Annotated in this window: 17 protein-coding genes, 1 pseudogene and 1 riboswitch; of the genes and pseudogenes, 8 read left to right on the forward strand and 10 right to left on the reverse strand. The window is 58.9% G+C overall.

Annotated features, from left to right (window positions below; genetic code table 11):
* The first annotated feature begins 61 nt into the window (after positions 1-61).
* The 3 genes from IIC71_06130 (at position 62) to IIC71_06140 (ending at position 7,222) form a co-directional block, all read left to right on the forward strand.
* Positions 62-3,340 (forward strand): AAA family ATPase, encoded by a 3,279-nt coding sequence (locus tag IIC71_06130; protein MCH7668764.1) that lies wholly within the window; start codon positions 62-64, stop codon positions 3,338-3,340.
* Positions 3,327-3,794, forward strand: a complete 468-nt coding sequence (locus IIC71_06135) for a hypothetical protein (protein ID MCH7668765.1) — start codon at positions 3,327-3,329, stop codon at positions 3,792-3,794. Before IIC71_06130 ends, IIC71_06135 begins: the two co-directional genes overlap by 14 nt.
* Positions 3,795-4,045: 251 nt before the next feature.
* Positions 4,046-7,222 (forward strand): PAS domain S-box protein, encoded by a 3,177-nt coding sequence (locus IIC71_06140; protein MCH7668766.1) that lies wholly within the window; start codon positions 4,046-4,048, stop codon positions 7,220-7,222.
* Positions 7,223-7,341: 119 nt separating this feature from the next.
* Here IIC71_06140 and IIC71_06145 read toward each other — a convergent pair whose 3' ends face one another.
* From IIC71_06145 to IIC71_06165, 5 genes are all read right to left on the reverse strand, one after another.
* Entirely contained in the window at positions 7,342-7,704 is a 363-nt protein-coding gene (locus tag IIC71_06145; protein MCH7668767.1) for a hypothetical protein, read from the reverse strand.
* 69 nt (positions 7,705-7,773) lie between these two features.
* The gene (locus IIC71_06150; protein MCH7668768.1) at positions 7,774-8,025 is read right to left on the reverse strand and encodes a DUF4242 domain-containing protein; all 252 of its coding nucleotides are present in this window, start codon (positions 8,023-8,025) and stop codon (positions 7,774-7,776) included.
* A gap of 229 nt (positions 8,026-8,254) precedes the next feature.
* On the reverse strand, positions 8,255-10,822 hold the full coding sequence (locus IIC71_06155) for an AAA family ATPase (GenBank protein MCH7668769.1): 2,568 nt from the start codon (positions 10,820-10,822) through the stop codon (positions 8,255-8,257).
* A 116-nt stretch (positions 10,823-10,938) separates the two neighbouring features.
* On the reverse strand, positions 10,939-12,480 hold the full coding sequence (locus IIC71_06160; protein MCH7668770.1) for an amidohydrolase: 1,542 nt from the start codon (positions 12,478-12,480) through the stop codon (positions 10,939-10,941).
* 11 nt (positions 12,481-12,491) lie between these two features.
* Positions 12,492-13,286, reverse strand: a complete 795-nt coding sequence (locus IIC71_06165) for an inositol monophosphatase (protein MCH7668771.1) — start codon at positions 13,284-13,286, stop codon at positions 12,492-12,494.
* Positions 13,287-13,386: 100 nt separating this feature from the next.
* Between IIC71_06165 and lnt the strand changes: the two genes are divergently transcribed.
* Positions 13,387-14,877 (forward strand): apolipoprotein N-acyltransferase, encoded by a 1,491-nt coding sequence (gene lnt, locus IIC71_06170; GenBank protein ID MCH7668772.1) that lies wholly within the window; start codon positions 13,387-13,389, stop codon positions 14,875-14,877.
* 28 nt (positions 14,878-14,905) lie between these two features.
* Here the strand turns inward: lnt and IIC71_06175 are convergent, their stop codons facing one another.
* From IIC71_06175 to purF, 4 genes are all read right to left on the reverse strand, one after another.
* Entirely contained in the window at positions 14,906-16,198 is a 1,293-nt protein-coding gene (locus IIC71_06175) for an aminotransferase class III-fold pyridoxal phosphate-dependent enzyme (protein MCH7668773.1), read from the reverse strand.
* 139 nt (positions 16,199-16,337) lie between these two features.
* On the reverse strand, positions 16,338-17,327 hold the full coding sequence (locus tag IIC71_06180; protein ID MCH7668774.1) for an NAD-dependent epimerase/dehydratase family protein: 990 nt from the start codon (positions 17,325-17,327) through the stop codon (positions 16,338-16,340).
* Positions 17,328-17,573: 246 nt separating this feature from the next.
* Entirely contained in the window at positions 17,574-18,593 is a 1,020-nt protein-coding gene (locus tag IIC71_06185; protein MCH7668775.1) for a phosphoribosylformylglycinamidine cyclo-ligase, read from the reverse strand.
* Positions 18,590-20,086, reverse strand: coding sequence for an amidophosphoribosyltransferase (purF, locus tag IIC71_06190; protein ID MCH7668776.1), 1,497 nt, complete (start codon positions 20,084-20,086; stop codon positions 18,590-18,592). Before purF ends, IIC71_06185 begins: the two co-directional genes overlap by 4 nt.
* Before the next feature lie 195 nt (positions 20,087-20,281).
* Here purF and IIC71_06195 point away from each other — a divergent pair, with 195 nt between their 5' ends.
* The 3 genes and pseudogenes from IIC71_06195 (at position 20,282) to IIC71_06205 (ending at position 22,810) form a co-directional block, all read left to right on the forward strand.
* Positions 20,282-21,067 carry a WecB/TagA/CpsF family glycosyltransferase gene (locus IIC71_06195; protein MCH7668777.1) on the forward strand — a complete coding sequence of 262 codons (786 nt, stop codon included), beginning with the start codon at positions 20,282-20,284 and terminating at the stop codon, positions 21,065-21,067.
* Positions 21,064-21,864: pseudogene (locus IIC71_06200) on the forward strand (GDP-mannose 4,6-dehydratase). Before IIC71_06195 ends, IIC71_06200 begins: the two are co-directional and overlap by 4 nt.
* A 4-nt stretch (positions 21,865-21,868) precedes the next feature.
* Positions 21,869-22,810 (forward strand): GDP-L-fucose synthase, encoded by a 942-nt coding sequence (locus tag IIC71_06205; protein ID MCH7668778.1) that lies wholly within the window; start codon positions 21,869-21,871, stop codon positions 22,808-22,810.
* Positions 22,811-22,823: 13 nt separating this feature from the next.
* Here the strand turns inward: IIC71_06205 and IIC71_06210 are convergent, their stop codons facing one another.
* The gene (locus tag IIC71_06210; protein ID MCH7668779.1) at positions 22,824-23,657 is read right to left on the reverse strand and encodes a crotonase/enoyl-CoA hydratase family protein; all 834 of its coding nucleotides are present in this window, start codon (positions 23,655-23,657) and stop codon (positions 22,824-22,826) included.
* A 137-nt stretch (positions 23,658-23,794) separates the two neighbouring features.
* Between IIC71_06210 and IIC71_06215 the strand changes: the two genes are divergently transcribed.
* On the forward strand, positions 23,795-24,445 hold the full coding sequence (locus IIC71_06215; GenBank protein MCH7668780.1) for an alpha/beta fold hydrolase: 651 nt from the start codon (positions 23,795-23,797) through the stop codon (positions 24,443-24,445).
* Between the two features lie 218 nt (positions 24,446-24,663).
* Positions 24,664-24,749, forward strand: a riboswitch (SAM riboswitch).
* The last annotated feature ends 9 nt before the right edge of the window (positions 24,750-24,758 follow it).

A 24,758-nucleotide genomic window follows, 5' to 3' on the forward strand; every position in this document is an offset into this window, starting at 1 on the left:
GCGGTTCGGGTTCGGGAGTAGGAACGTTGTGTAGACAGCTCGTTGGGTGTCGGGTCACGCGATGGTGACCAGCGGCGTCAAAACCATCATGTTCACGGACCTTGTCGGCTCGACGAGGATGCGTGATCTCCGTGGCGACGACGTAGCTGATCGCATCAGTAGCGAGCACGACGCGATCGTCGAGGCTGCTGTGTCGTCAACGGGGGGTCGCATAGTGAAGCGCCTCGGCGACGGTGCGCTCGTCGTGTTTTACTCTTCAGTTGATGCCGTCAGGGCTGCGCAGCGGATCCAAGAAGGCGTTCGGGTGCACAACCGGTCGGCCGAGGAATCTCACCAAATCGACGTTCGTATCGGTATTAACGTGGGAGAGGTCGTCACTGATGCCGATGGTGATGTAACGGGTCTACCGGTCGCTGTCGCGTCGCGTGTTTGTGATCAGGCTAATGGTGGTCAGATCGTGGTGACGTCGGCTGTCCAATCGATGATTGGGCGGAGGGCGAGGTTCCCGTTTTTGTCCATCGGCATCCATGTTCTTAAGGGGGTGGCCGAGCCTGTGGAACTGTGGTCGGTCGAGGAAGCTTCTCCAACGGCGGGGCTGGGCCGTGGCGGATCGGTTCCTCTGCCTCGTTTCGTTGCGAGGGGTGCCGTATCCACGCTCGTCGGGCGCGGCGATCACATCGCTCAGCTCGACGCTTGTTACGAGGCCGCCGCTGGCGGTGTGCAGTTCGTCACGGTGGTTGGAGAACCCGGTATCGGAAAGACCGCGTTGGTCTCAACATGGTGTTCTGCGTTGGAGGGGGAGGGGGCGATGGTGGTTGCGGGGCGCTGCACTCCGGATGTAGCTTTGCCGTATCAGCCTTTCATTGAGGCCGCCAGGCAAGTATTGGAATCTCATCCCGAACTGCTGCCAACACTTGGCCCGGCCGCCGGCAACGTTGCGCAGCTTGTCCCGAGTGTGAACGTGGTGTCGTGGCTCCCACCACCGCCCCAGACCGATTTGGACACCACTCGCTATTTGATGGCAGAAGCTTTTGCGGCCCTGTTGAGACCGCTCGGCAGCGTCTCCCCAACGGTCATCGTGCTCGAAGATCTTCACTGGGCGGACGAGGACTCCTTGGCCGTTCTTGCCCACCTCGTGCGATACCAGGACCGACTCCCCCTCATGATTCTTGGCACCTACCGCGATACCGATCTCGTTGCTGGTCATCCGTTGCCTGCATTGGTCACCGATTTCCGCCGCGAACGCAGGCTCACCAAGATCCCCTTGCAACGCCTCGATGGGGGAGAGGTTGGCGAGATGGTGGGGAGGCATTTCGGTGCCGAGGTCTCAGAGCTGGTGGTTGCATCGATTTCTGGCGAGACGCAGGGCAATCCTTTTTTTGTCGAGGAGGTTGTAGCTCACCTCATCGACGTCGAAGCATTAGACCAAGATGGCCAATGGGTGTCCGACGTTCCGATCGAGGACTACGGCATTCCCGAGGGGATCCGGGACGTGGTCGGCCGTCGCCTAGAGCTTCTCGGCGAGGAGGCAGTTGCAGTCCTTGAAGTTGCGGCAGTGATCGGACCTACCTTTTCACTGGATGTCGCAGCCGCGATCGAGGGACTGAGCGAGGAACAGTGCGATGATGTCATTGGCAAAGTCACAGCCGCGGGGATTGTCGGCGAGGGCGACGGGCCGGACGAATTTACTTTCACCCATGCCCTCATACGGCAGACGTTGTACGACGATCTGTCGGCGAGGCGGCGGACCCGCCTCCACAGAAACGTCGGTGAGGAACTTGAGCAACGGAACGAGCCCGCTTCGGTGGTACTTGGCCATTGGTTGAACGCTGGCAGTTCCGATAGGGCACTTCGAGCAGCGCTGCGTGCAGCGGACGCCGCGCAAGAAGCTTCGGCCGGCTCGGATATCCTGCGTTATCTGCAGTTGGTTTTGGATTTGTGGGACGACTTTGACGATCCAGAAAAAGTGGCTCGACAATCGCATGCCGAGATCGTGATCCGCTTGGCGCGAACGCAAATGGACTTTGCCGATCCGCGCATCCAAACGGTCGATCTGGTTGCCTCGGAAATCCAGGATGGACATGTAGACGATGATGAGGTGAGGGGGCAGCTTTACTCCATTCACGCTGGAGGGCTGTGGCAGGTCGGACGCCAAGCTGAAGCTGAAGCCGCTGATCTGGAGGCGCTTCGGCTAACAAAGGACGACCCTCCAAACTCCGCGCGGGCCGAAGCCCTCGCTGGCTACGGACGCCGTCTGGTACTCCAAGCAAGATTGCGCGAGGGGATCGGGTTCGCTGAGAGGGGTCTTGCGATGGGCCGAATCGTCGAATCTGACCTTGCTATCGCATCTGCTGTGACCGCTCTCGGGACTTCCTATGGATTCCTGGGTGAACTCGAGAAGGCGAGTGTCCATTTCGAAGCTCTGAGTGCTCTTGCGCAGAGGACGGGCCGTTTGTCGTTGAGGCTTTTGATGCACGTGAACTGGGGTTCAATCCTCCATGACAGCGGCAAGCCGACCGACGCCCTGCATCTCTTTGAGGAGGGGATTGAGCGCGCCACTGCATTGGGTGAAAACAACAGGTACGAGGCTATGCTCCGCGTCAATGCGGCATTCACCCTGTTCGATCTCAGCCGGTGGGATGAAGCGGACAGATACATAGGAGCTGTTCCGCCCTCCGACCGGATAGACCACCCCGGCATCAATCGTGCGCTGTGCGTTCTCACAATGGCCGCCGAGCGCGGCGACGCCAACAGCATTGCTGACGAACGGGGGCGCCTCGCCGGTGTAGATGTTGCAGCTCTGAACCCGCAGATGAAGGGGCCTATTTGGGCGGCGACTGTTGCGGATCTGCGGTGGCGTGGAGAGCTTGTCGAGGCCTACGACCTCGCCGCTGAGGCATTGGTTGTTATCTCTGATGGCGACGCCTGGCCCTACGTAATCCGTCTCAGCGCCTTCGCCATCGAAGTGGTAGCCGACGGCGCCCATGTAGGCATCGGTGATCACTCATGGTTGGCGTCTGCAAGGCTGTGGCACGCTCGATTTGCACAGGAACATCCGCCGGGGGCATACAGTGCAGAATTTCACGTCACTGCAACGGCCGACTTGGCCAGAGCCGAAGGAGAGAATGACCCTGATTTGTGGCGCATCGCGGTGGATGCGTGGGGTGAGCACAGTTACTACGGAGCCAAGGCCCGGTGGCGTCTTGCAGAAGCGGAGCTCGAAGAAGGTGGATTAACGTCAGAGGTCGCGACGCTGCTCGACAATGCCGCTTCTGTTGCGACGCGCTTGGGGGCGCAACCGCTTCTGCATGCGGTTCGATTACTTCGTGACACGACGTGACATGGGGTCTGTCGTTCCCTTTACCCTTGCTGAGGACGACTACCGACGCATCGCGTTCATGCGCGACAACCTAGAAATTGCCAGCGGGTCTCCTGCTCTGAATCGGCGTGACTCGTGGCATGCAATCGTTCGCGGTGCCCGGTTCGTTATAACGATTCATGATGAGTCATTTCTCGTTCTGCAGCGTGAGTTCAAGCGTTTTGACAAGAACCGGCGTCGTCTTGAAGTTTTAGCCCAAGACGACACGCTTCGGTGGACCGTTGAATCTGTCGGACGGTTTGCGGGCCATGTAAAACGCGTCGATCGTTCCTTGGTCGGTACGCTCACGCGAAGTGGCGCGTCGTGCATTGCCCCCACTGAAACCGAGCAACTCCTGGTTGCAATGCTTGATGCACTTCAAGTGCGCCTGGTCCTGTCGGTGCCCTGGATTGGTTTGGCCTTCCGCGGATTTTGATCATCCGGTCAGGTATCAGTCTTCGCACTACCCGCCCCACAAAGACCGTTCTAGCGTCCAATAGTGCAGGATCCTGCACTATTGGACGCTAGAACGGTCTGGAATCGGCGTTCGTACTGCCCGCACCTCGAAGCCGCGTGGATCGAGGGGCCAAGCACTAGAGTTTGACGGAACCCCACGGTCCAGTCGCCGCTTTGGTGGTGCACGGTTATGTGGGTCATCGAATCGCCGACAGGTTGATCATGGTGCAAATGGCTAGCCGAGAGTTATTCGGGTTCGTTCACCGGGCAGGAACAGAGCGGTCGGGCGCGAGGGTTCTCGCTGAACTCAGTCGCTTCATCGGGAACCGGTTGTCGGTACACCGAGTAACGGTGTACGCGCTAGATGGTGAACACCTAGTTCCGTTGGTGTCGGAGTATTCATCGGGAACGACTGACGTGCGGCAGTTCGCCAGATGGCGAGGGGCGATGTCCTTGGCTACGACCGAGATGGCCGATGATCTGCGTGGTAGTGAGCGGCCGATCTTGGTAAGGAACCCCAGAGACGCGCTGCCAAGACGTCTAGTAAAGGCATTGGGTATCCAGCCGTTTCTCGTGGTAGCCCTCCGTGCTGATACGGAGTTCATCGGTGCCTTGATTGTTGAGGGCGACCCCGATTCCCTGATCGCCCAAGAGGACTCGATTGAGACGCATGCCGGGGTTGTCGCCCTAGCCCTTGAGGCTGTCAAGACGTTTCGGATCGGACGCGAGCGGATCCGAGGAACAAAAGCGTTGCTCGAAGTTGGAGCCGTGCTTGCGAGATCGACCTATCTCATTGAGGTCCTCGCTTCGGTCGCCCGCAATTCTGCCCGGGTGTGTGATTTCGAGCGCTGCTCGATATTGCTTTTGGACGAGGCGGGGACACTCAAACCGGTCATGAGTCAGTTCGCCGATGGCCATACTGATATGGAAATGTGGGATATGTTCCGCTCGATAGAAGCGGATCTTCCCGCCGCTCGACAAGTTCTCGACTCCGGCAAGCCCGCTGCTTATTCGGACCCAGAGAACAATGCAGACTTGAATCCGGCGTTGTGGATTCGTCCGTTCGGCAGCAAGTCGATCCTCTTTGTCCCGCTCACGGCCTGGGACGAGCGTTTCGGGGTGCTCATGCTCGACCATCAGGAGCGCCGTTCGATCAGCCCAGCGCAGATCAGTGCTACCCAAGTGGTAGCCGACCAAGGCGCTGCCGCGATCGGTGTCAGCCGACTCCTCGAACGTGAAGCAGCGAGTCGTCATCGCGCTGTGACGGCGTTGGCGGATCTCAGCGCCCGAGAAGCACAACAGGCCGCCGTTGCTGCGGTGAGTCAGGTGGCGGTGACGGGTTCAGACCTCGGTGAATTGATGAGCGAGGTGGTCCGGGTCCTTACGAAGACACTGGACGTTGAGTATGCGAAAGTGCTCGAACTCTTGCCCGATGGTCGAAAGATGCTTCTGAGGGCAGGTGTTGGCTGGGATGTTGGGTTGGTCGGCACGGCCACAGTGGAGAGCGGTGTCAGCTCGCAGGCTGGGTTCACGTTGGCTTCTTCTGGTCCGGTCATTGTCGAGAACCTCGATACCGAACAGAGATTCCGTGGACCCGAACTCCTCGTCAACCACAGAGTCGTCAGTGGCGTGAGCGTGATTATTGGAGGTCGGGAGAAGCCGTACGGAGTGCTTGGCATCCACACGGTCCGACAGTGCGTTTTCACCGCGGAAGACGTTAACTTCGTGCAATCGCTCGCCAACGTGCTTGCTGGCGCAATCGAGCGAGATCGAGGAGATAAGGCGATAATAGACAGCGAGGGCCGTCTCCAGACGATCCTCAACACCGCCAGCGACGCCATCATTTCAGTCGACGAGAAACAAACAATCACTCTCTTCAATGAGTGCGCACGCCAGATATTCGGGTATAGCTCTGACGAGGCGCTGGGACAGCCTCTCAACATGTTGTTGCCGATCAGATCCCGTCAGGTGCATGGTGAGGATGTGCGGCGCTTCGCCGGCGGCGAGCAGGACTCGCGCGGTATGGCTGAGCGCTCTACGCTGCTGGGGCGCCGCAAAAACGGGGAGGAGTTTCCCGTCGAGATCACGATCTCGAAAGCGAGGCTTGGAGACCAGTTGATCTTCACCGCGATCGTCCGTGATGTGACCGCGGTACATGCCACCCGGTTGCTTATGAGAAAAACTGAGGAGCGTTACAAGAATCTGTTCGAACGTTCGCCGATCGCGATATGGGAACAAGACTTCTCCGCCGTCGGTGCGTGGCTTGATGGTCTGCGAGATGCTGGTGTTATCGACCTCGGTGTGTATCTGGCAGCGCATCCAAAAGAGGCAGAGGTCGGTATGATGCTGGTAAGAACACTCAGCGTCAACCCCGCCGGCCTCGATCTCATCGGAGCCAGGAGCCTCGAAGAAATTCTCGAGACCGCTCCCGAGGAAGCCCACGACGCGGGGATCCGGCAGTCCTTCATCGTGCAGTTCCTTGCCATCTGGGACCAGGTCGACCGTGTCGAGTTCGAGTTCACTGCCACGGACCCCTCAGGCGATCGCATTGATTGCGCGCTCCACTTTGCCGCCGGACGAACCGGTGGTCGGCTCGACCTTGACAGTGTCATCGTTGCTCTCGTTAACATCACCGAGCGAAAAGTCGCCGAGGCGCTCCTGAGGGATTCGGTACGCTCAAAGGAGGAACTCATCGCCTCCGTTTCGCATGAAATCAGAACGCCGCTCACGGCGATCCTCGGATTCGCCGAACTGCTCAGCAACGACGCCAGCGGTTTTACCAAGGAAGAACATGCTGAAATGTTGCGAGTGCTCGTCAGCGAGAGCATTGACGTCGCCAACATTGTTGAGGATCTGCTCGTTGCCGCCAAGTCCGACACCGGGAACCTGCAGGTCATGCGTGTCCCTGTTGATCTTCGGGCGCAGGCAGCGCAGGTGCTCGAAGCGTGGGATCAGAGTGTTACCGGCCATATTCGATTGGTGGGCGGCCAGGTGCGATGCGTTGGTGATCCCGCCAGAGTTCGTCAGATTGTTCGCAATCTGATCAGCAACGCCCTCCGCTACGGCGGCGATCACATTCGGATTGAAGTCGGGCGCCACGAGTCCGCCGGCTACATCGTCCTCGTCGACGATGGACCGGGAGTGCTGCCCCAAGACGTGGATCGCGTGTTCGAGTTCTACCGCAGCGGCGAACAGGTACCCGGTCTCACCGTTGCGATGGGTTTGGGTCTCGGGATATCTCGGCGCCTCGCCCGAATCATGGATGGTGATGTCACCTACCGCCGCAGCGACGGAGAGACGGTTTTCGAACTCGCTCTCCCGCTTGCGGTATCCGTTGATGTCGGGGTCAACGCCACCGACTCTGCTGACCCCAATTACTCGTTACGGTCCACCAGATCTGATGCTTGATAGGCGTGCGGTGAACCTCACGATTGTCGAGAGCGACCACAGACGCGTCGTTGTCCCGACTTCGATGAAGTTCGGGACAACGATCAACCTAAGCTACAGCTTTGCTCCACCTGGCGCGCCTATCCGCCTGTGTCGAAGTGGTGACACGCGTAGGGGCCATTGCCGACACCGCTTAGATCGTGATAGGCGCTGCCGTCGTCGGTCATGCACGGCTGACCTGCATACACCGCGGCGGAGATGAGTAGCTCGGTACCGAGAAACTCTGAACCATCCACGGAGAATACCTTCACGACAGTCGCTTTCGTGTTGTTCGATCCACCTCCGGGCGCAAAGCAATGCGTCCAGTCATTGGGACCGGCGGGGACGCAGGACCAGCCGGCGTTCGATAGCGTTCCAGCGCTTTGGCCACCGGCAGATGCAGCGGGGGCCATCGCGAGCATCATTGCCGTTGCCAGGCCTATCGTCGCAAGTAGTCGTTTCATTTCTATCCCTCCTTTGGTACATGCACTTTGTTGTGCATTGAAATTGGCGAGTGTTGTGGGTCGACGTACTTAGCTGTGTTCGCTTACGGCGAAGATTTCGTCGGCGACCAGGCCGTGCGCCTCACGATGAACGGTTGCGGCGTCCTCAGCGGTGTCCGCCTCAACCAGGCAAAAGATCTTGCCCTCGTCTTGGCTCACCCAGTACCTGAGGTAGCTAACGCCATACTTCTCTTGGGTATCTAGGTCCTTCTTGTGTGCGTCTGCGACGTCGTCGGCCGAAACGCCACCGTCCAAATTGTGGACATCCATAAACAGGGCCATGTCGTTCTCCTCAGAGCGGGTATGTGTCTGTGTTGAACGTCTGTGGTCGGTGCGTTCTAGTCATGAGGGTGTACTACCCATCTCTGCGCGAGCGAACACTCAGATTTGGATCGGGATCGCGTGACGGGCGCAGCGGCCACGGGGAGTACCCGCCCCGTCGGTGGGTCTTTCTAGAACGCGATTCCGCTACCGCCATACACGCAGAGTCCAGCGGACGAAGTCCGAAGCGTTAACGTGCCGCGAGAATGCCCCGTTTGCGGGCAGCGTCAACAGCAGCGCCTCGTGTCGGCACGTCGAGCTTCATCAGGATGGCCGAAACGTGGTTTTCTGCTGTTCGATAGGAGACGAAAAGCCTGTCAGCAATTTCGGCGTTGGTAAGGTTCTCGGCGAGCAGTTGGAGGACCTCGGCCTGTCTAGCTGTCAGCCCCGCCGCGTGGTCTCTTGTGGAGCGCGACTTGCCGCGTGACACCACAACACCCTGGTTCTGAAGGACCCGTCTCACCTTCGCTGCTGTGGCCGTTGCCCCGAGTTGCTCGAAAATGCGTACGGCTTCTATCTGTTCGTTCTCGCTGCCGTGCATGAGAGCAAGGCCCTCCTCGTATGGAATCGCTCGTTTCCGCCAGAACTGTGCTGACTTCGCGTAGTCGCCGCGGATGATCCAACCGTAGAAGTCCGCCGTGCCCTCGGGCACAGCGTCGAGCAGCCCAAGTTTCCACATCCAGAAAGCGAACGCACCGCTCGGCCACGGTCTTCCTGCTTGCAAACCCATCGCGAGCACCGTGCGAAGGTCGGACTTCCACTTTGTGTCGTCCTGACCTGTTAGCCACATATGCTCGGCGAGGACGGCGGCTGCCGGCTCCATGACCGTCAGCTGCTGGGCCGTCTGCGCCAGCGACCACATGCGGGTGAGCGCGGAACGTGCCGTAGATCGACCCCTTCGCGTCTGTAACGTTGCGAGTACTCGCCATGAAAGCGTGGCCGATTCGGCAGATGAGTCGACCGACTCGGACGCAGCATTTTCGGCTTCAAGCCAGGCTCCCGTCCACAATAGATATTCACTATGCATCGATCTCGCGGTGGCTTCGAGCGCGGGCGTCTCATTTCGAATGGCGGTGTCATGTGCCCTCCGTACGAAATCCATCGCTCGCCCGATGTTACGGTCATCACCCGACATCGAAGCCAGGTTAAGTAGCGCCCGTACCTCTTCGTGTGCATATCTGCCGCGTTGCGCCAACCTGAGGCCCTCTTCGACCAGCGACATCCCGCGCTGGTCGCCACCGCTGTACATGATCGCACCCTCAATCTCCAGTGCGATGAGAGTGGCTATCTCATCGGCAGACTCCACGGCGACCGCAGTTGCCTGCTCGGCTAGGAGCAGCGCCATTGGGATGTCTTCGTAGCTGAGCCAATTCATGAGTGCGCGGATGCTTAAGGCTTGGGCGAGATCTCCCGTCGCTCCATACGGTTCCAGAATCCTGACGGCATCAATTAGGTAAGCCAACGCGTCAGCGTTTTTCAGATGTGACCTCATGATGCGTGCGGCGAGGGTCAAGGTTCGTGCTAGCGCTTGATCTTCGCCGACGGATCGGCGGATTTCGATTGCCCGGTCAACAAGTGTGAGCGATGAGACGTCGTCGAGGTAGTACTCCTCTAGCGCCCAATCTTCCAAGATGTCGGCTTGCTCGCTGATCGGCATTTGTGCGAGATGTGGTTCGAGAGCCCGGAAATGGGCAACCGCTTCGCGTGTACTCTTGCTGGCCGATGCTGCTCTCGCAGCTTTGGGAGCATGGGCGATGATCGACTGGATATCACCAGCTTCTCTTGCGTGATGCGCAAGTAGCGACGGGTCGGCGTTCGCTGAGATCTGCTTCAGCACCAGTGCGTTTAATCTGCGACGGTCGGTTGAAGAGAGCGAGGATTCGAGTGCCCTGCGCTGTAGTTCGTGGGGAAAGGTCACCGTGCCATAGTCAATGCGGAGAAGGCCCTGTCGGACGCATTCATCCAACTGTGAGTCGGCTACATCGAGTATTTTACCAATCAGAGAAAGGTCGGCTTCACCGGGAACGACCGAGACGAGGTCGAGAATCTGTCTGGCCCCCGTGGAAACTTTCAGAGCTCTTGCAAGCACTGAATCTTGTACTGACGTCGGTGCCGCTTCGACTCCTGACGAGACGACTTCTGTGACGAAGAGCGGGTTTCCGTTTGTCAGGGAGTGAACCGTGGCGAGGTCGAACGGCCGATCCCCGATTATCGCGGCGGTTGCCTCGGTCGAAAACCTATTGAGACGCATTCGGATGAGGCTCCGCGGTGGGAGAGTGCCAATTACCTGGCGCAGAGGGTGGCTGGCGTCGACCTCGCTGTCGCGATATGTGAGGATCAGCAGGCCATTGGTCTGAGCAATGCGCCTAGCGAGAAACTTGATGATGTCGAGCGTTGCCTCCCCTGCCCACTGGGTATCTTCGAGCACGAGCAATGTTGGACGCAGTGCTCGAGACAGTAGATCGAGTAGGACTTCCATGACTGCCCTACGGTCGCCGTCCGATAACGAACGTGCAACGGAGGTCTCCTCCCGAGCGATGTCCCAAATGGGTCCGAGAGGTTGAGGCGTAAGAAGGTCGTCACACGTACCGAACAGCACATGAGCCCGGTCCTCAATATCGGAAATGAATTGGCCGATGAGAGCGCTTTTGCCGATTCCTGCCTCACCGCGGATAAGGATGACGCGGCCACCCAACGAATCGAGATCGCCAACAGCTCTATTCAGTGTTTCGATTTCAGAGTCCCGCTCAAACAGCAATACATAGCTCCTGCGTGGGGTCGCTCCGTTGTCTCGTGACGACTTGCTCGCTCGGACGTTGCCTCGGCGGGGCATGATTCTGGCCCGCCACCGCCCGAATTCGCAGCGACATCAGGCTACTCGTCCCACCACCGTACACCAGGGTCGGCGGGAACCGCAACGCCGTCAACATAGGTTTCTAAGACAACGGTAGCGCGTAGCTCATCCGGAGTGCTGGTGGTCGGGTCTCGGTCGATGACGACGAAGTCAGCCGGGCTCCCAACGCGCAGCGGCGCCGACTCCCTCAGCGCTGCTGCACTACCGACTGTGAACAGCGCCAGGGCTTGCGAAGCGGTGAGAGCTTGGTTCGGGGCGATCCCGCCCCTGTCGATTGCAGCTGCCATGCCCCAGAATGGATTAGGCGGTTCCACCGGGCAGTCCGAACCGCCCGCCAACAGCACTCCGGCGTCGATTAGCGATCGAAGCGGATATGTGAACGGCAATCTCTGCGGTCCGACGCGCGATTCGAGCCAATCAGTTTCTGATACGAGGAACGCCGGCTGGACCGACGCGATGACTCCCGCACGTGCGATGCGTTCTATCAAGTCGCCGGTGAGCACGGATGCATGTTCGATCCGGAGTCGTCGCGGGTCGCACCCTGAGGCGATCAGACGCTCGAAACTGTCCAGGATGGCCCCTACGGCAGCGTCGCCAATTCCGTGAAATGCTACGTCACCTCCCAACGCGATCGACACCTTGGCGAGCATGGTGTCGTACTCGGTGAGTCTGAGGGTCCCAATCGTGTCGACATCGCTGAACGGTGCGCACAACGCTGCTGTGTGTGCTCCGAGAGACCCATCGGCGAACCGCTTGAGGCCCCGCCACACCAGCCGCGGCCCAGCTGCACCGATTTGGGTCCTCGCCTCGGCGAGATCATCGCCAGATTCAGCAATTACATAGGCGTAAACCTTGAGGGGCAGTTGACCGGCGACCTCAACCATGGCGTCGACTTCGTCACCGTATCGAAGCATTGCCCCGATCGCAGTTAGACCCAGGCCGGCTAAGGCACGCATAGCTTTAACGAGGTCGCCAGCCTGGACGCGTGGCCGCGGAACCGCCGCCAAAACGGTCGCGATAGCCGTTTCGCGCAGAACTCCGTTGGGAACCCCGTTGGCATCGCGATCGAAACTTCCCCCGGCTGGATCTCGGGTGGCGGCCTCTATACCTGCGGCCTGCAATGCCATCGTGTTCGCCACCGCGACATGACCGCAGTACCTGGTAACGATGACCGGACGGTCAGCTACAGCAGCATCAAGTTCCAAGGCTGTCGGAAGTCTGCGCTCGGCCAGGTGGTCGTCATCGAGGCGGGGTGCATGGATGGGCTTCTTGTCCGGGTCTGCGGCCGCGGCTTTGCGGAGAAGACTTTGTACCTGGAAAATGGACGCCGCGGACTTGAGAGACATTCCCGCGAGGAGGTCGGCGTACCAAATAGGGTGCAGGTGGGCGTCGCGTAGCCCCGGGATTATGGTCGCTCCAGGGAACCGCTCTTGTGGAATTGCCGGCGAGCTGAGTCTGCTGTAGTCCCCGATGGCCGCCAATACGCCGTCTTCGATGAGGAGTGTGTTGCCCAAGACCGCGTCATGGCTGCGGACGCTGTCGGCGACTACAAGCTTCTTCACCGTGTTAGCCGCTAGGTCCGTGTGCTCAGATGAACCGGAACCGCGGGTTCGATGAGTTCGAGCAATCGGTCGTGGATCTTTCCGTTGCTTGCGATCACGATCCTCGACTCGGGGACTTGTGGAGCGCCGTGCTGGTTGGTGGTTTTGCCTCCGGCCTCTGTCAGAATGACGATGCCCGCGGCACTGTCCCAGGGCGACAGGTCGAGTTCAAAGTATGCGTCGAATCGTCCTGCTGCGACCCACGCGTAGTCGAGCGCCGCCGAGCCGAGGCGCCGGATGCCGTTGACTTCTCTGAGGACGGCCGCGAAGGGTGCAATGTACTCGTCGGTGTAAATGTCGTGGTCGTAGGGAAACCCCGTGACTACCACGGACTGGTGCATCTTTTCGACATTGCTGACGTGAATCGGTTCGCCGTTAAGCGTTGCGCCTTCGCCACGAGACGCGGCGAATGTTTCGCTTTGAATCGGGTTGGTGATCACACCGACAAGACCGATATCGTCGTCCCACAGTGCAACCGACACGCTAAAGAGCGGGATTCCGTGGATGAAATTCACCGTGCCGTCGAGTGGGTCGATGATCCATCGGCGTCCCGATGTTACGTCTCCTGATCCTTCTTCCGCCATGATTCCATCATCTGGCCGCAAGTCGCGCAGCAGTTCTACGATCGCCTTTTCCGAAGCCAGGTCGACCTCGGTCACAGGGTCGAGCCGTCCCTTTTGGGTCACCGAAACCCTGTCGCCAAACTTGGTTGCGAGAATTTCAGCGCCGGCGCTGGCTGCCTTAAGAGCTACGTCGAGATCGTCCATTTGGTCACTCTACGGCAGTTTCGGGAGGCTGAACTCGCACAAGAACGTTGATCGCCTGTCCTTCCGGGGACAAACCGTGCAACCCACTAACCTCCCCTGGATGGCTGGACTCGGTGCTGCAATCTTAAGTGGACTTCTCCTGTGGGCGTCCTTCCCCCCAATCGGCTTCGGGGTGCTCGCGTTTATCGCGCCCGTCCCGTTGTTGTGGGCCATTCGCCACTGCGAATCGGCCTTCACTGCGCTGATGTATGGGTGGGTCACAGGGGCTGTGTATTTTGGTCTGCTGCTGTTCTGGATCAGCGAACTCGGCATGGTCGCTTGGCTTCCACTCACCTTGTACCAAGCGACGACAATGGGGGTGTTGTCCCTAGTTCTGTGGCTGTTCAAGTTGTGGCCTGAGCGCCGTTGGTGGTTCATCACGATCGGTCTCTGGGTGGGTCTCGAGATCCTTCGCAGCTACTTCCCGTTTGGCGGTTTCCCCTGGGGAGCGATCGGGTACGCAACGGCTGGGCTTCCCGGTGCAATCGGCTCCGTGCAGTGGATCGGTCCGGCGGGTTGGTCGGCGCTCACGATTGGCGTAGCCGCAGGGATCGTGCTGCTCATCGAGGAGAAATCGCAATGGCAGTACGTTGTTGACTCCAGTGTCGCGGTAATTATTCTGATCACAGCCGGTTCGTTTTTTGGCCCGTCTCCCCAGGGTCCGTTGATCAATGTAGCGATCATCCAGGGTGGCTCACCGTGCCCTCAGGTCCACTGTCAGAACGAGAATCAGCGTATCTACGACAGTCACCTTGCGTTGACTCGCGGCCTCCCCGACCTCTCTGTTGAACTTGTCGTTTGGCCCGAGAACTCATCGGGGCCTCCCGTCTCGCCCCTCGACAATGATACGGCGCGAGATGAGATCACTGCAGAGGCGGCGCGCCTCGGGGCGTACCTTCTTGTAAGCGGTACCCTTACCCTGTCACCCGAGGAGTTCAGAAACTTCAACGTTATGTACGCGCCGGGCGGGAATCTCGTCGGGATCTACGACAAACGTCATCCCGTCCCCTTTGGTGAGTTTGTCCCAATGCGCGAGTTGCTTTCGTTCATTCCCCAGCTCGATCAGGTACCGCGCGACATGAAACGAGGCAGCGATCCTGTCGTGTTCCAGACCCTGTTTGGTGGTATCGGATCAGTGATCTCGTTCGAGGGGGCGTTCTCTCGCTATATGCGTGAGGAAGCGCTCGAAGGAGCTCAATTGATGATTGTCGCGACCAATGAGTCGTCGTTCGGCCCGGGACCGGCGAGCGACCAGCTTTTGGGGCTGACGAGAGTGAACGCAGCCGCGGTTGGGCAAGATCTGGTTCACGCAGCAATCACCGGAAAGTCAGCGTTTGTTCAGGCTGACGGTACGGTTATCGGCGAAACGGATCTTCTCACCGAAGAGGTGCTGGTCGGCGCTGTGCGGCTGCGTACGGGGCCTAGGACGTTGTTCACATCGCTCGGTGAGTGGTTTGGGGTGCTCTCAATGTTGGCCGCTGTCGTCGCTTTCTTGATCCCGGGTAAAGATCGGCCGCAACGGCGTTCCAGCGTCGCGCGGTCTTCGCGATAATTGCCACTGGATTCGGCGCGAGCGAGATCTAGATGGATTTCTCGTAAGCCGTAATTGCGGCGTCGAGGATATCGATTCCCTTGTCAAGGTCGTCCATCGTGACGTTGAGGGGCGGGACGAATCGGATGACGTTACCGTCGGGACCGCAATTGAGAATGAACATTTTGTTCTCGCGTGCGTACGCCCCTACCGATTTCCATGCATCTTGGTTTGGTGTGTTGCCGGTGCTCACGAGTTCGATACCGATCATAAGGCCGAGGCCGCGTACGTCTCCGATGGTCGGGTGGTGTTCCCTCATGTCGTTGAATCGACCGAGCGCGTGAACCGAGCGTTCCGTGACACCGGAGATAACGTCTCGCAACGCATCCACGGTCGCCATCGACGCAGCGCACGCGACCGGGTTGCCGCCGAACGTAGACCCGTGTGAACCGGGCGGCCATTTCTCAAGGAGTTGCGTGGATGCACCAAGTGCTGAGAGCGGGAACCCGTTCGCAATGGCCTTACCCATAACAAGTATGTCCGGTTTGACGTCGTACACCTGACTGGTGAACCAATCACCGGTACGACCGAATCCGGTCTGTATCTCATCAAAGATCAATTTGATGCCGTGTTCATCAGCAAGGTCGCGGATCGCCGCGAGGAAATGCCTTGTGGCCGGGTAGTACCCGCCTTCTCCCTGCACCGGCTCGATTAAGAAACACGCTACCTCGTGCGGCGTGATTTCGTGCTTGAACATCAGTCGTAGTTCGTCTAACGCCCGCTCAGTCGCGGCGTCCTGGCTCACACCCCAGCGGTAGGGGTGTGGGAACGGTGTGACAAACACGGACCCGACCAGAGGGTGATACCCCTGGCGATATGCAGCCTTTGACGTTGTGTACGACACGGCTCCCATGGTGCGTCCGTGAAACCCGCCGCGAAACACAATGACACCCTGGCGTCCGGTCGTTTTGCGGGCTAGTTTTACGGCACCTTCGATCGCCTCCGATCCTGAGTTCATAAAGAAGAACTTGTCGATCCCCTCCGGAGTGACTTCCTGGAGCCGATTGGCGGCACCGAGCAAGCTATCGAACCGGAACACGCCCCCGGCGTGCCAGAGCTTGTCAACTTGGGCGTGGACGGCCGCCTTGACGTCGGGGTGTTGGTGCCCAAGGTTGCTGACGGCAATGCCACATGCGAAGTCGAGGTATGAGTCGCCGTCCTTGGTGGTGACGTAACTCCCGCTCCCGCCGACGATCTCGACGTCAGTGTCCCAGGAGACGAGCGGGGCAATGACGCGTGCATACTGCGATGCAACTTGTGACGAGGATACGTTGTTGTCCATGTGGCATTCTGTCACATGACACGGGGGTCCGGAGCGCACCGGACCAAGGTGGCGCGGCGTATGTCGGCGGTGTTCGTGAATGCTAACGACGGGCCGGACACGTGTGGTGTATCCGGTCCGTGCTGGTGGTCTGATGTAGCTAGCCGAGCAGGCCGGTGGTCTTGGCCTGCTGCTCAATCCACTCGTATGTTGGGCGGAGGCCATCTTCAAGCGTGGTCGACGGTTCCCAACCGAGGACCTCGTTGAGGAACGTATTGTCACTGTTGCGACCTCTGACGCCTTGCGGTCCGTCGACATGTTCAATCACTAACTCGGACATGCCGGCGATGTTCGCAATGATGTGTGCGAGTTCGTTGATGCTCACCATGCGATCGCGGCCAAGGTTCACGGGCGCGTCGTTGAGACCCTCGGCGTCCATGATCCGTTCGAGACCCTCGATACAGTCGTCGATGTGCATGAAGCTGCGAGTCTGCTCGCCGTCACCCCAGATTTCGACGGGACCGCCCTTGTGGATTGCAACGGCGACCTTGCGACACAATGCCGCCGGAGCCTTCTCTCTTCCGCCGTTCCAGGTGCCACGAGGACCGTACACGTTGTGGAAGCGAACCGACCGCACCACCGGAAGGAGTCCTTCCATGTTGTAGTAGTGCACGATCTTCTCAGAGGTCAGTTTTTCCCACCCGTAGGCATCCTCGGGATCTGCTGGATACGCCTGATCCTCCCGCAACGGCGTCACGTCTGTGACCTTCTGCGCTCCGGCGGGGTAGACGCAGGCTGAACTTGTGTAGAGGTATCTGCCGACGCCGGCGTTTGCCGCGGCGTGGACGGAGTTCAGGTTGATCAGCAGGTTGCTGTGGATGATCTCGGCGTGGTGAGACGAGATGAACCCCATGCCACCCATGTCCGCGGCCAGTGCGTACACATCGTCAAAACCGCCAGTAACCGCAAAGGCTTTTTCTGCTGCGTCCTTTTCCCGTAGATCGAGCATCAAAAACTCGTCAGCGGTGGTTTCGCCGAATTCGGTGCCTTTTATGTCGACACCCCGTACCCAGTATCCGCGCTCCTTGAGCCGGGTCACCAAATGATGACCAATAAACCCGCCTGCGCCCGTCACTAATGCCTTCTTCACTGTTCCACCTTTTTGTTGTGTGGTCGGTCTTGCAGACCTTCCGAATATAGATCGCCCGCTGTGCGCCCGCCCTGGCTGGCCGCCCGATCAGGTATCGGGTGAGGTCTCGGACGGGTACCGCTACTCTGAGTGGTCGATTAACGCCTCTATGTGGCATAGTAAACGTCTTATCACGATCGGTCTAGGCGTTTTTCTGGAGTCGGCGATTTTCGTCCCGGGCGCCCTCGTGCAGCATTCCGAAGCCTGTTACCAGACAAGAGAGACTGCGCCCGAGCCGGGTGTGGTCACTCCTATCGCGGCCCCGCTGCGGCCAAGCGAGGAAATTGTTGAGATGGTTGTGTTCACGTCTTGAGGAGACACGAAGAGCACGAACCCGATACCCATGTTCCAGGTCGCATACCAATCATGTTTGTCTCCACCGCTCCAACCGGCAAACACGTTGAAAACTTCAGGCGTGATCCATGAACCGACCTCGATAACCGCATCCACGTCACCGGGCAAGATACGCGGAACGTTGCCGATCAATCCCCCGCCCGTGACGTGACACAGGCCTTTCACGTCGACAGCGTCGATGAGTTTCTGCACCACGGGGGAGTACAACACGCTCGGTTCGAGAACAACGTCGGCAACAGTTCGGTCGGTGCCTGGAAACGTGGCGCCTAACGAGGTGTTGTCGGCGATCAACTTGCGAATCAGCGAGAAACCATTTGATCGAAGGTTCGGGCTGTCTATCCCGATGACGACGTCGCCTTGCTGAATTCGCGATCCGTCAATCATCCGGGAAGCCTCAACGACGCCAAGGGCGGTCCCGGCGATATCAAACGCATCAGGTTCCATCACACCGGGGTGCTCTGCGATTTCGCCTCCGAGCAGCGCAATGTCAGCCTCGATGCAGGCCTGAGCAACCGATTCGACGATCCGGGTAACGAGCTCTGACCGGAGGTGGCCTACAGCGATATAGTCGCTCATCGCAATAGGCTGGCCACCTGCGGCCGCGATGTCATCGATACACATGGCAACAAGGTCCCAGCCAAGTCCGTCGACTGAGTCCGTTTGACGAGCTATCTCAGCCTTGGTGCCGACGCCGTCAGTGGACATCATCAACACCGGTTCGGTGTACCCGGTTGGAAACTTCAGACCTGCGGCGAACCCTGCGAACCCTCCAACGACCTTGTTTCCCCAGGTCGCGGTCACTGCGGGTTTAATCCTGGCGACCGTCTCATCTGCAGCGTCGAGGTGAACACCAGAATCGGCGTAGGACGTCATGTCGAATGTTCCAGAGCCAGTTTGTTTGTTGTTGTTGGGATGTCGGTCGCGTAGTCGCCAGACAAGCACGCCGTACAGAACTGCTCCCGTGGGAGGTTTGTCGCATCGAGAAGACGGTCGAGGTCGAGGTAGGCAAGCGAGTCGACATCGAGAAACTCGGCGATCTCTTCGACGGACCTTCCGGCCGCGAGGAGGGTGTTGCGGTCCCCGGTATCCATACCGTAGAAACAGGGCCAGCGATACGGAGGTGAGGAAATACGAAGATGGACTTCGGTAGCGCCGGCATCGCGCACCATTGTTACGAGCTGTTTTGTGGTTGACCCACGAACGATCGAGTCATCAACGAGCACCACTCTGCGCCCGGCGAGTTCTTCAGGCATGGCGTTGAGCTTCAGTCTGACACCGAGGTCACGCATAGATTGGGCCGGCTCAATGAACGTCCGTCCGACGTACCGGTTTTTCACCAGCCCGTCTGTGTAGACGAGCCCGGTTTCGGCCGCATAACCTTGTGCGGCCGGGATCCCCGACTCGGGTACAGGGACGACGATGTCAGCATCAACCGGCGCTTGCTCTGCCAAGCTCATTCCCATACGTCTGCGGGCCCCATGGACGTTGACCCCGCTCATGATGGAATCGGGGCGCGAGAAATATACGAACTCGAACACACAGAGCTGTCGTTTGTCTTGCTCGGGGAACGGGAAGCGGCTCTCCATGCCACCCTTCGTGAGTACGACCATTTCTCCTGGCTCGATCTCCCGCAAGAACTTTGCCTCAACGATGTCAAGAGCGCAGGTCTCTGATGCGATGATCCATGCGTCGTCGAGTGTCCCGAGAACGAGTGGCCGAAACCCGAACGGGTCCCGAATTCCGATGAGGGTGTCGACATCGAGAATCGTGAGACTGAACGCGCCGACGAACGACGGTGCCGTCTGTGCGACCGCGTCGGCGAGCGAGAGTCCGGAGTCCACGGCGTTGCCGATCATCTCGGTCATGATGTCGCTGTCGCTCGTCCCCGGATTGCCAAGAAGCGCTGCTAGTTCGTGAGTGTTGGACAGGTTGCCGTTGTGTGCCAGCGCAAGCCCCGACCCGTTGGCATGGCGGTAGATCGGCTGACTGTTCATCCATGCATTCGACCCCGACGTTGAGTATCTGGTGTGTCCGATAGCGATGTCACCAGTGAGACCGCTGAGGGTTGTTTCGTCGAAAACTTGGGCGACGAGACCGAGATCCTTATAGACGGTGATGGTTTCACCATCGGACGTGGCGATCCCCGCGCTCTCCTGGCCACGGTGTTGGAGAGCGAACAATCCGAAGTAGGTCAGGCGTGCGGTGTCACGATTCGGAGCGAACGTACCAAAAACGCCGCAGGCTTCGCCTGGGCGATCGTCCGCGAGGACCGGCGGCGGAAGTGCTCTCTCAAACACGTAGTGAGATGATAGCGGATGTTGGTCGGGCGATGTCTCTCCGATTGCGTCCGGATATTGTTCGAACATGGCGGAGCGAGGAGGTCGCTGATCAGGCCAAAAGTTGGCGCTTGGTCCTCGACTCGAATGCACCCACCATAGGTGACGCTGGTAAACAATCGAGGAGGCCGACGCCGGTCCAACAGTGCGACGGGCGATTCGTACAGGGACTATCAAGACAGGTAATCTCGCGTCATCACGTGCCCCGTTCCCTAAGTAGAACCCGTGTCAGATACCGTCGCCCTCCCAGAAAAAATTACCGTCATCTCGACGGGTATCTCCGCAACATCGCTTGAGGAGGTCGCGGGTCTCATCGTCGACCCGCCGCCCGAGGGATTGACGGTCGCCGTTTCGAACGTGCAGTCCGTAATGATGACGCGCTCTGACAAGGAGTATGCGGCTGCTCACGCTCAAACATCTGTCGCAACAACTGATGGCGTGCCACTCGTGTGGGCGTTGCGAAAGCTCGGGCGACCGGAGCAGACACGTGTTGAGGGTTTCGAGATAACGTCGCGTGCGATTGAACTCGGTCTTGAAAAGGGACGCCGCCACTTCTTTTATGGCACAACTGCGGACACGCTGGAACTATTGGAGACCAACCTGAAGCAGAAGTACCCATCTATCCAGATCGCCGGGACCCATTCACCCCCATTCGGCCCGCTCACCGAGGAAACGGTGAAGGACGTCATCCAACGCGTCCGAGAGTCAAACGCTGACATCCTGTGGCTGAGCATGGGTCTTCCAAAACATGACATCTTAATGGTCAGGGCGCATCCTGAGCTTCCGGGTGTCTCCATCAGCGCGATCGGTGCCGTGTTCGACTGGTTTGCGGGGAACGTGACAAAAGCACCCGAGTGGATGCAAAAGACCGGTCTGGAGTGGTTGTACCGCCTCTCCAAGGAACCGCGTCGTCTGTGGCGCCGCTATATCTACAACAACCCTGCCTACCTTGTCCTGCTCGGTGTTCAGGTCCTCAAGTTCAGATTCAAAAAGACCAAGGCGGACGCGTGAAACGAGCGTTTGTAACCGGAACAACGGGTCAAGATGGCTCATACTTGGTGGAGCTGCTTATCGACAAGGGTTACGAAGTCCACGGCACGATGAGGCGTGCTTCCGTGTTCAACACCGCCCGCATTGAGCACATGATGGACCATCCGCGCTTAAAGCTATACCACAGCGATCTGACTGATAGCTCGAGCCTCAACAAGCTTCTTTCCACGATCAAACCCGATGAGATTTACAACCTTGGTGCGCAGTCGCACGTCGCGGTGTCGTTCGAAGTGCCCGAGTACACCGCCCAGGTCGACGCCACCGGCACCCTCCGTCTCCTCGACGCGATGCACACGTTTTGTCCCGAGGCGCGTTTCTATCAAGCCTCGACGTCTGAAATGTACGGCAAGGTACGAGAGGTTCCTCAAAGCGAGACTGGGGTTATGCCAAGGAGTACGTGCGAGCCATGTGGCTGATGCTGCAGCAAGATGGGGCAGATGATTTCGTCATTGCGACCGGGAGGAATGTACAGCGTGCGTGACTTCAGCGAACGGTGCGCCGCGTGGCTTGGGTACAACCTCGTATGGGAAGGTGAGGGTGTGGACGAAATCGGCCGCGACGAGGCTACCGGCAAGCTCCTTGTCGAAATCGACGAGCGGTATTTCCGTCCGGCTGAGGTTGACGAACTACTCGGTGATCCGTCAAAGGCTGCGCGCGTGCTCGGTTGGAAGGCCAAGGTCGGGTTAGACGAGCTTGTTGACATCATGATGGAGAGTGACATGAAGGTGGTAAAAGACGAGGCTGGCGTTGTCGACTAACACGATGTCTCGCGCTGCCAAGGTTTTCGTGGCGGGGCATCGCGGCATGGTCGGTTCAGCAATCGTGAGGGAGCTGCAGGCCAGGGGCTACACGAACCTCGTCGTTCGCACCGCCGCCGAGCTTGACCTTCGCAACCAGGCCGCGGTTGTTGAGTTTTTCGAGCGTGAGACACCGTCGCATGTGGTGCTCGCCGCGGCCAAGGTCGGTGGCATCCGTGCCAACAACATCTACCGTGCCGAGTTCCTCTACGACAACCTCGCCATCGAGATGAACGTCATCGAGCAGTCGTATCGGAATGGCGTTGAGAAACTGCTGTTTCTCGGGTCGTCGTGTATCTATCCAAAACTTGCCTCGCAACCCATGGTCGAGGAGGCTCTGTTGACCGGTGCGCTTGAACCGACCAACGAACCGTATGCGATCGCGAAGATCGCCGGCCTAAAGCTGTGTGAGGCGTATTGGGATCAATACGGTGCCCATTTCATCTCGGCCATGCCCACCAACCTTTACGGGCCGAACGACAACTACGACCTCGACAATTCGCATGTTCTGCCGGCGTTGTTGCGCAAGTTCCACGAGGCGAAGAACGCTGGCGCAGAATCCGTCGAAATCTGGGGCGACGGTTCGGCGCTACGCGAATTCATGCACGTTGACGACCTCGCTGCGGCATGTGTGTTTTTGCTGGAGAGCTACGACGAGAAGCAGTTCGTGAACATCGGGACTGGTGAGGAAGTGTCAATTGGAGAGCTCGCTTTGACGATCAAGGACGTCGTAGGGTTCGCTGGAGAGTTGGTGTTCGATACCTCCAAACCAAACGGTGCGCCACGCAAACTCATGGACTCATCAAAGCTGCACGCGCTCGGTTTCACTTCGAAGGTGTCGCTCCGAGACGGTATCGAGTCTGTGTACACCGACTTCGTCGACCAGATCGAGCGGTACACCCGGTAGGCCGAACCGTTAGCTATTCGCCCTTGAAGGATGGCGCACGATTCTCTTTGAACGCATTCATCGCTTCACCGATATCGTGTGACTTGAGAAATGAGCTGTTCCATAGCGCAATGTAGTCAAGAGCTTGGTCGACGCTCATGTCGTCGCCAGCTTTCATCACAGCCTTGGTCCCCTGTACGACAAGGGGAGAGTTTGCGGCGATCTCGGCACCTACCGCCATCGCGTGTGTGTACACCTCTTCATAGTCGGCGAGTACCTTGCTGACGAGGCCTATGCGCAGCGCTTCCCGTGCGTCAAAGTCTCTACCGGTCAACGCAAGCTCATTGGCCTCTCCGCGGTTGATGATGCGGGGAAGGCGTTGCAGAGTCCCTACGTCGGCGGTGATGGCGATCTTTGTTTCGCGTACCGCGAACTTTGCGTTGGCGGCGGCGAACCTAATGTCGACCGCGGTGATGAGATCCATCCCTGCCCCGATGCAGGCTCCGTGGATCGCGGCGATGACAGGCTGGCGGGCCTTGTCAAGAACCGTGAAGGTGTGTTGCATCAGCTTGATCTGCTGATACAAGGCACGGTTCTGTTTCGCCATCGATTGATCGTCGGCTACCGCAAACAGCCCAGCGAACTCTGCGAGGTCGAGACCTGCGGTGAAGACACGGCCCTTGGCGGCAATAACGATGACACGCACGTCGTCTTGGTCCGAGACTGCCTCGATGATGGCGGGGAACTCCGTCCAGAAGTTCGGCGCCATTGCGTTGAGCTTGCGCGGGCGGTCGAGCCATACGGTGGCGATGTGGTCGGCGTATTCGACCGAAATGACGTCGCTTGGTGGGAGAGCTGTGGTGTCCATGCGACAACCCTACCGGAGGTACAAGGCTCGCGGCGCCGGTCCGGCGCCTTGCATCGAGTCCCGGTGGTACTTCTCAATGCCCTGCCAAACAGGATCGCCGCAGATCTGCGAAGGTCTGTGGCGACGACGGAGGAACAATGAGTCTTGAGACAATTCATCGGAAACCCGACAATGGACACGCTACGCCAATAGTATTGCTGCACGGCGCTTGGCATGGTGCGTGGGCTTGGGACAACGGGTTTGTTGATCGACTTGTCGATGGCGGATTCGAGGTGCTGGCCTTAAGCCTGCGCGGACACGGCGACAGTAGCGGTTCCGCTCGATTTGCCTCCCTGGGCAAGTATCTCGCCGATCTGTCGTCGGTGGTCGAGGATCTCGACCGCGCACCTGTGGTCGTTGGTCATTCGATAGGCGGGCTCATCACCCAACGCCTCATCGCGAAGCGGCCGGTGGCGGGGGCGGTCCTCATGGCATCCGTCAGTCCACGCGGGCCATGGGCTTTGACGTTGTCCACAGCAACGAAACATCCATGGTTGTTTGCAAAGTCGGCCGTCACTCTGAGTCTGGGGCCGCTCGTGTCGAGCGAGTCCTTGGTGCGTGATCTGTTCTTTACCACCGACACACCTGAACAACTCGTGGGGTGGACCTCTGAGCGTCTTATGGCTGAGTCGTACATTGCGTATGTCGGCATGTTCCTCGGCGCACCCGCAAAGAAGGTCAAAGGCTTGCCGATGCTCGTCATCGGTGCCGACTGGGACGCCGTGTTTCCACCCACCGTTGTTCGGTAGACCGCTGCTGCGTACGGAGTTGAGGCGGAGATATTTGCAAGTATGGGTCATGACATGATGCTCGATACCGGTTGGAAATTGGTGGCGGATAGAATCATGGAGTGGACCACCAGTCTGTCCTGATGGCGGGACGGGTGGTGTGAGGGCTTAGGTACCTAGCGAACGGGTCGACACTATTGTTGACAATGCGAGGGATCGTCCATACTCTTGCGCCAACGCGATCATCCAGAGCGGTTGAGGGACAGGCCCTTCGACACCGCGGCAACCGGGGTAACACACGGTGCCAATGCCTGAACGATGAGCGACCCGAGAC

The sequence above is a fragment of the Acidobacteriota bacterium genome, from assembly GCA_022562055.1.
Classification (GTDB): Bacteria; Actinomycetota; Acidimicrobiia; order Spongiisociales; family UBA5794; genus BMS3BBIN02.

Bases quoted from the DNA above. Each gene is read 5' to 3' on its own strand.
- IIC71_06130 (MCH7668764.1), top strand. From the start codon at position 62: ATGGTGACCAGCGGCGTCAAAACCATCATGTTCACGGACCTTGTCGGC.
- IIC71_06140 (MCH7668766.1), top strand. From the start codon at position 4,046: ATGGCTAGCCGAGAGTTATTCGGGTTCGTTCACCGGGCAGGAACAGAG.
- IIC71_06145 (MCH7668767.1), bottom strand. From the start codon at position 7,704: ATGAAACGACTACTTGCGACGATAGGCCTGGCAACGGCAATGATGCTC.
- IIC71_06150 (MCH7668768.1), bottom strand. From the start codon at position 8,025: ATGGCCCTGTTTATGGATGTCCACAATTTGGACGGTGGCGTTTCGGCC.
- IIC71_06165 (MCH7668771.1), bottom strand. From the start codon at position 13,286: ATGGACGATCTCGACGTAGCTCTTAAGGCAGCCAGCGCCGGCGCTGAA.
- lnt (MCH7668772.1), top strand. From the start codon at position 13,387: ATGGCTGGACTCGGTGCTGCAATCTTAAGTGGACTTCTCCTGTGGGCG.
- IIC71_06175 (MCH7668773.1), bottom strand. From the start codon at position 16,198: ATGGACAACAACGTATCCTCGTCACAAGTTGCATCGCAGTATGCACGC.
- IIC71_06185 (MCH7668775.1), bottom strand. From the start codon at position 18,593: ATGACGTCCTACGCCGATTCTGGTGTTCACCTCGACGCTGCAGATGAG.
- purF (MCH7668776.1), bottom strand. From the start codon at position 20,086: ATGTTCGAACAATATCCGGACGCAATCGGAGAGACATCGCCCGACCAA.
- IIC71_06205 (MCH7668778.1), top strand. From the start codon at position 21,869: ATGTCTCGCGCTGCCAAGGTTTTCGTGGCGGGGCATCGCGGCATGGTC.
- IIC71_06210 (MCH7668779.1), bottom strand. From the start codon at position 23,657: ATGGACACCACAGCTCTCCCACCAAGCGACGTCATTTCGGTCGAATAC.
- IIC71_06215 (MCH7668780.1), top strand. From the start codon at position 23,795: ATGAGTCTTGAGACAATTCATCGGAAACCCGACAATGGACACGCTACG.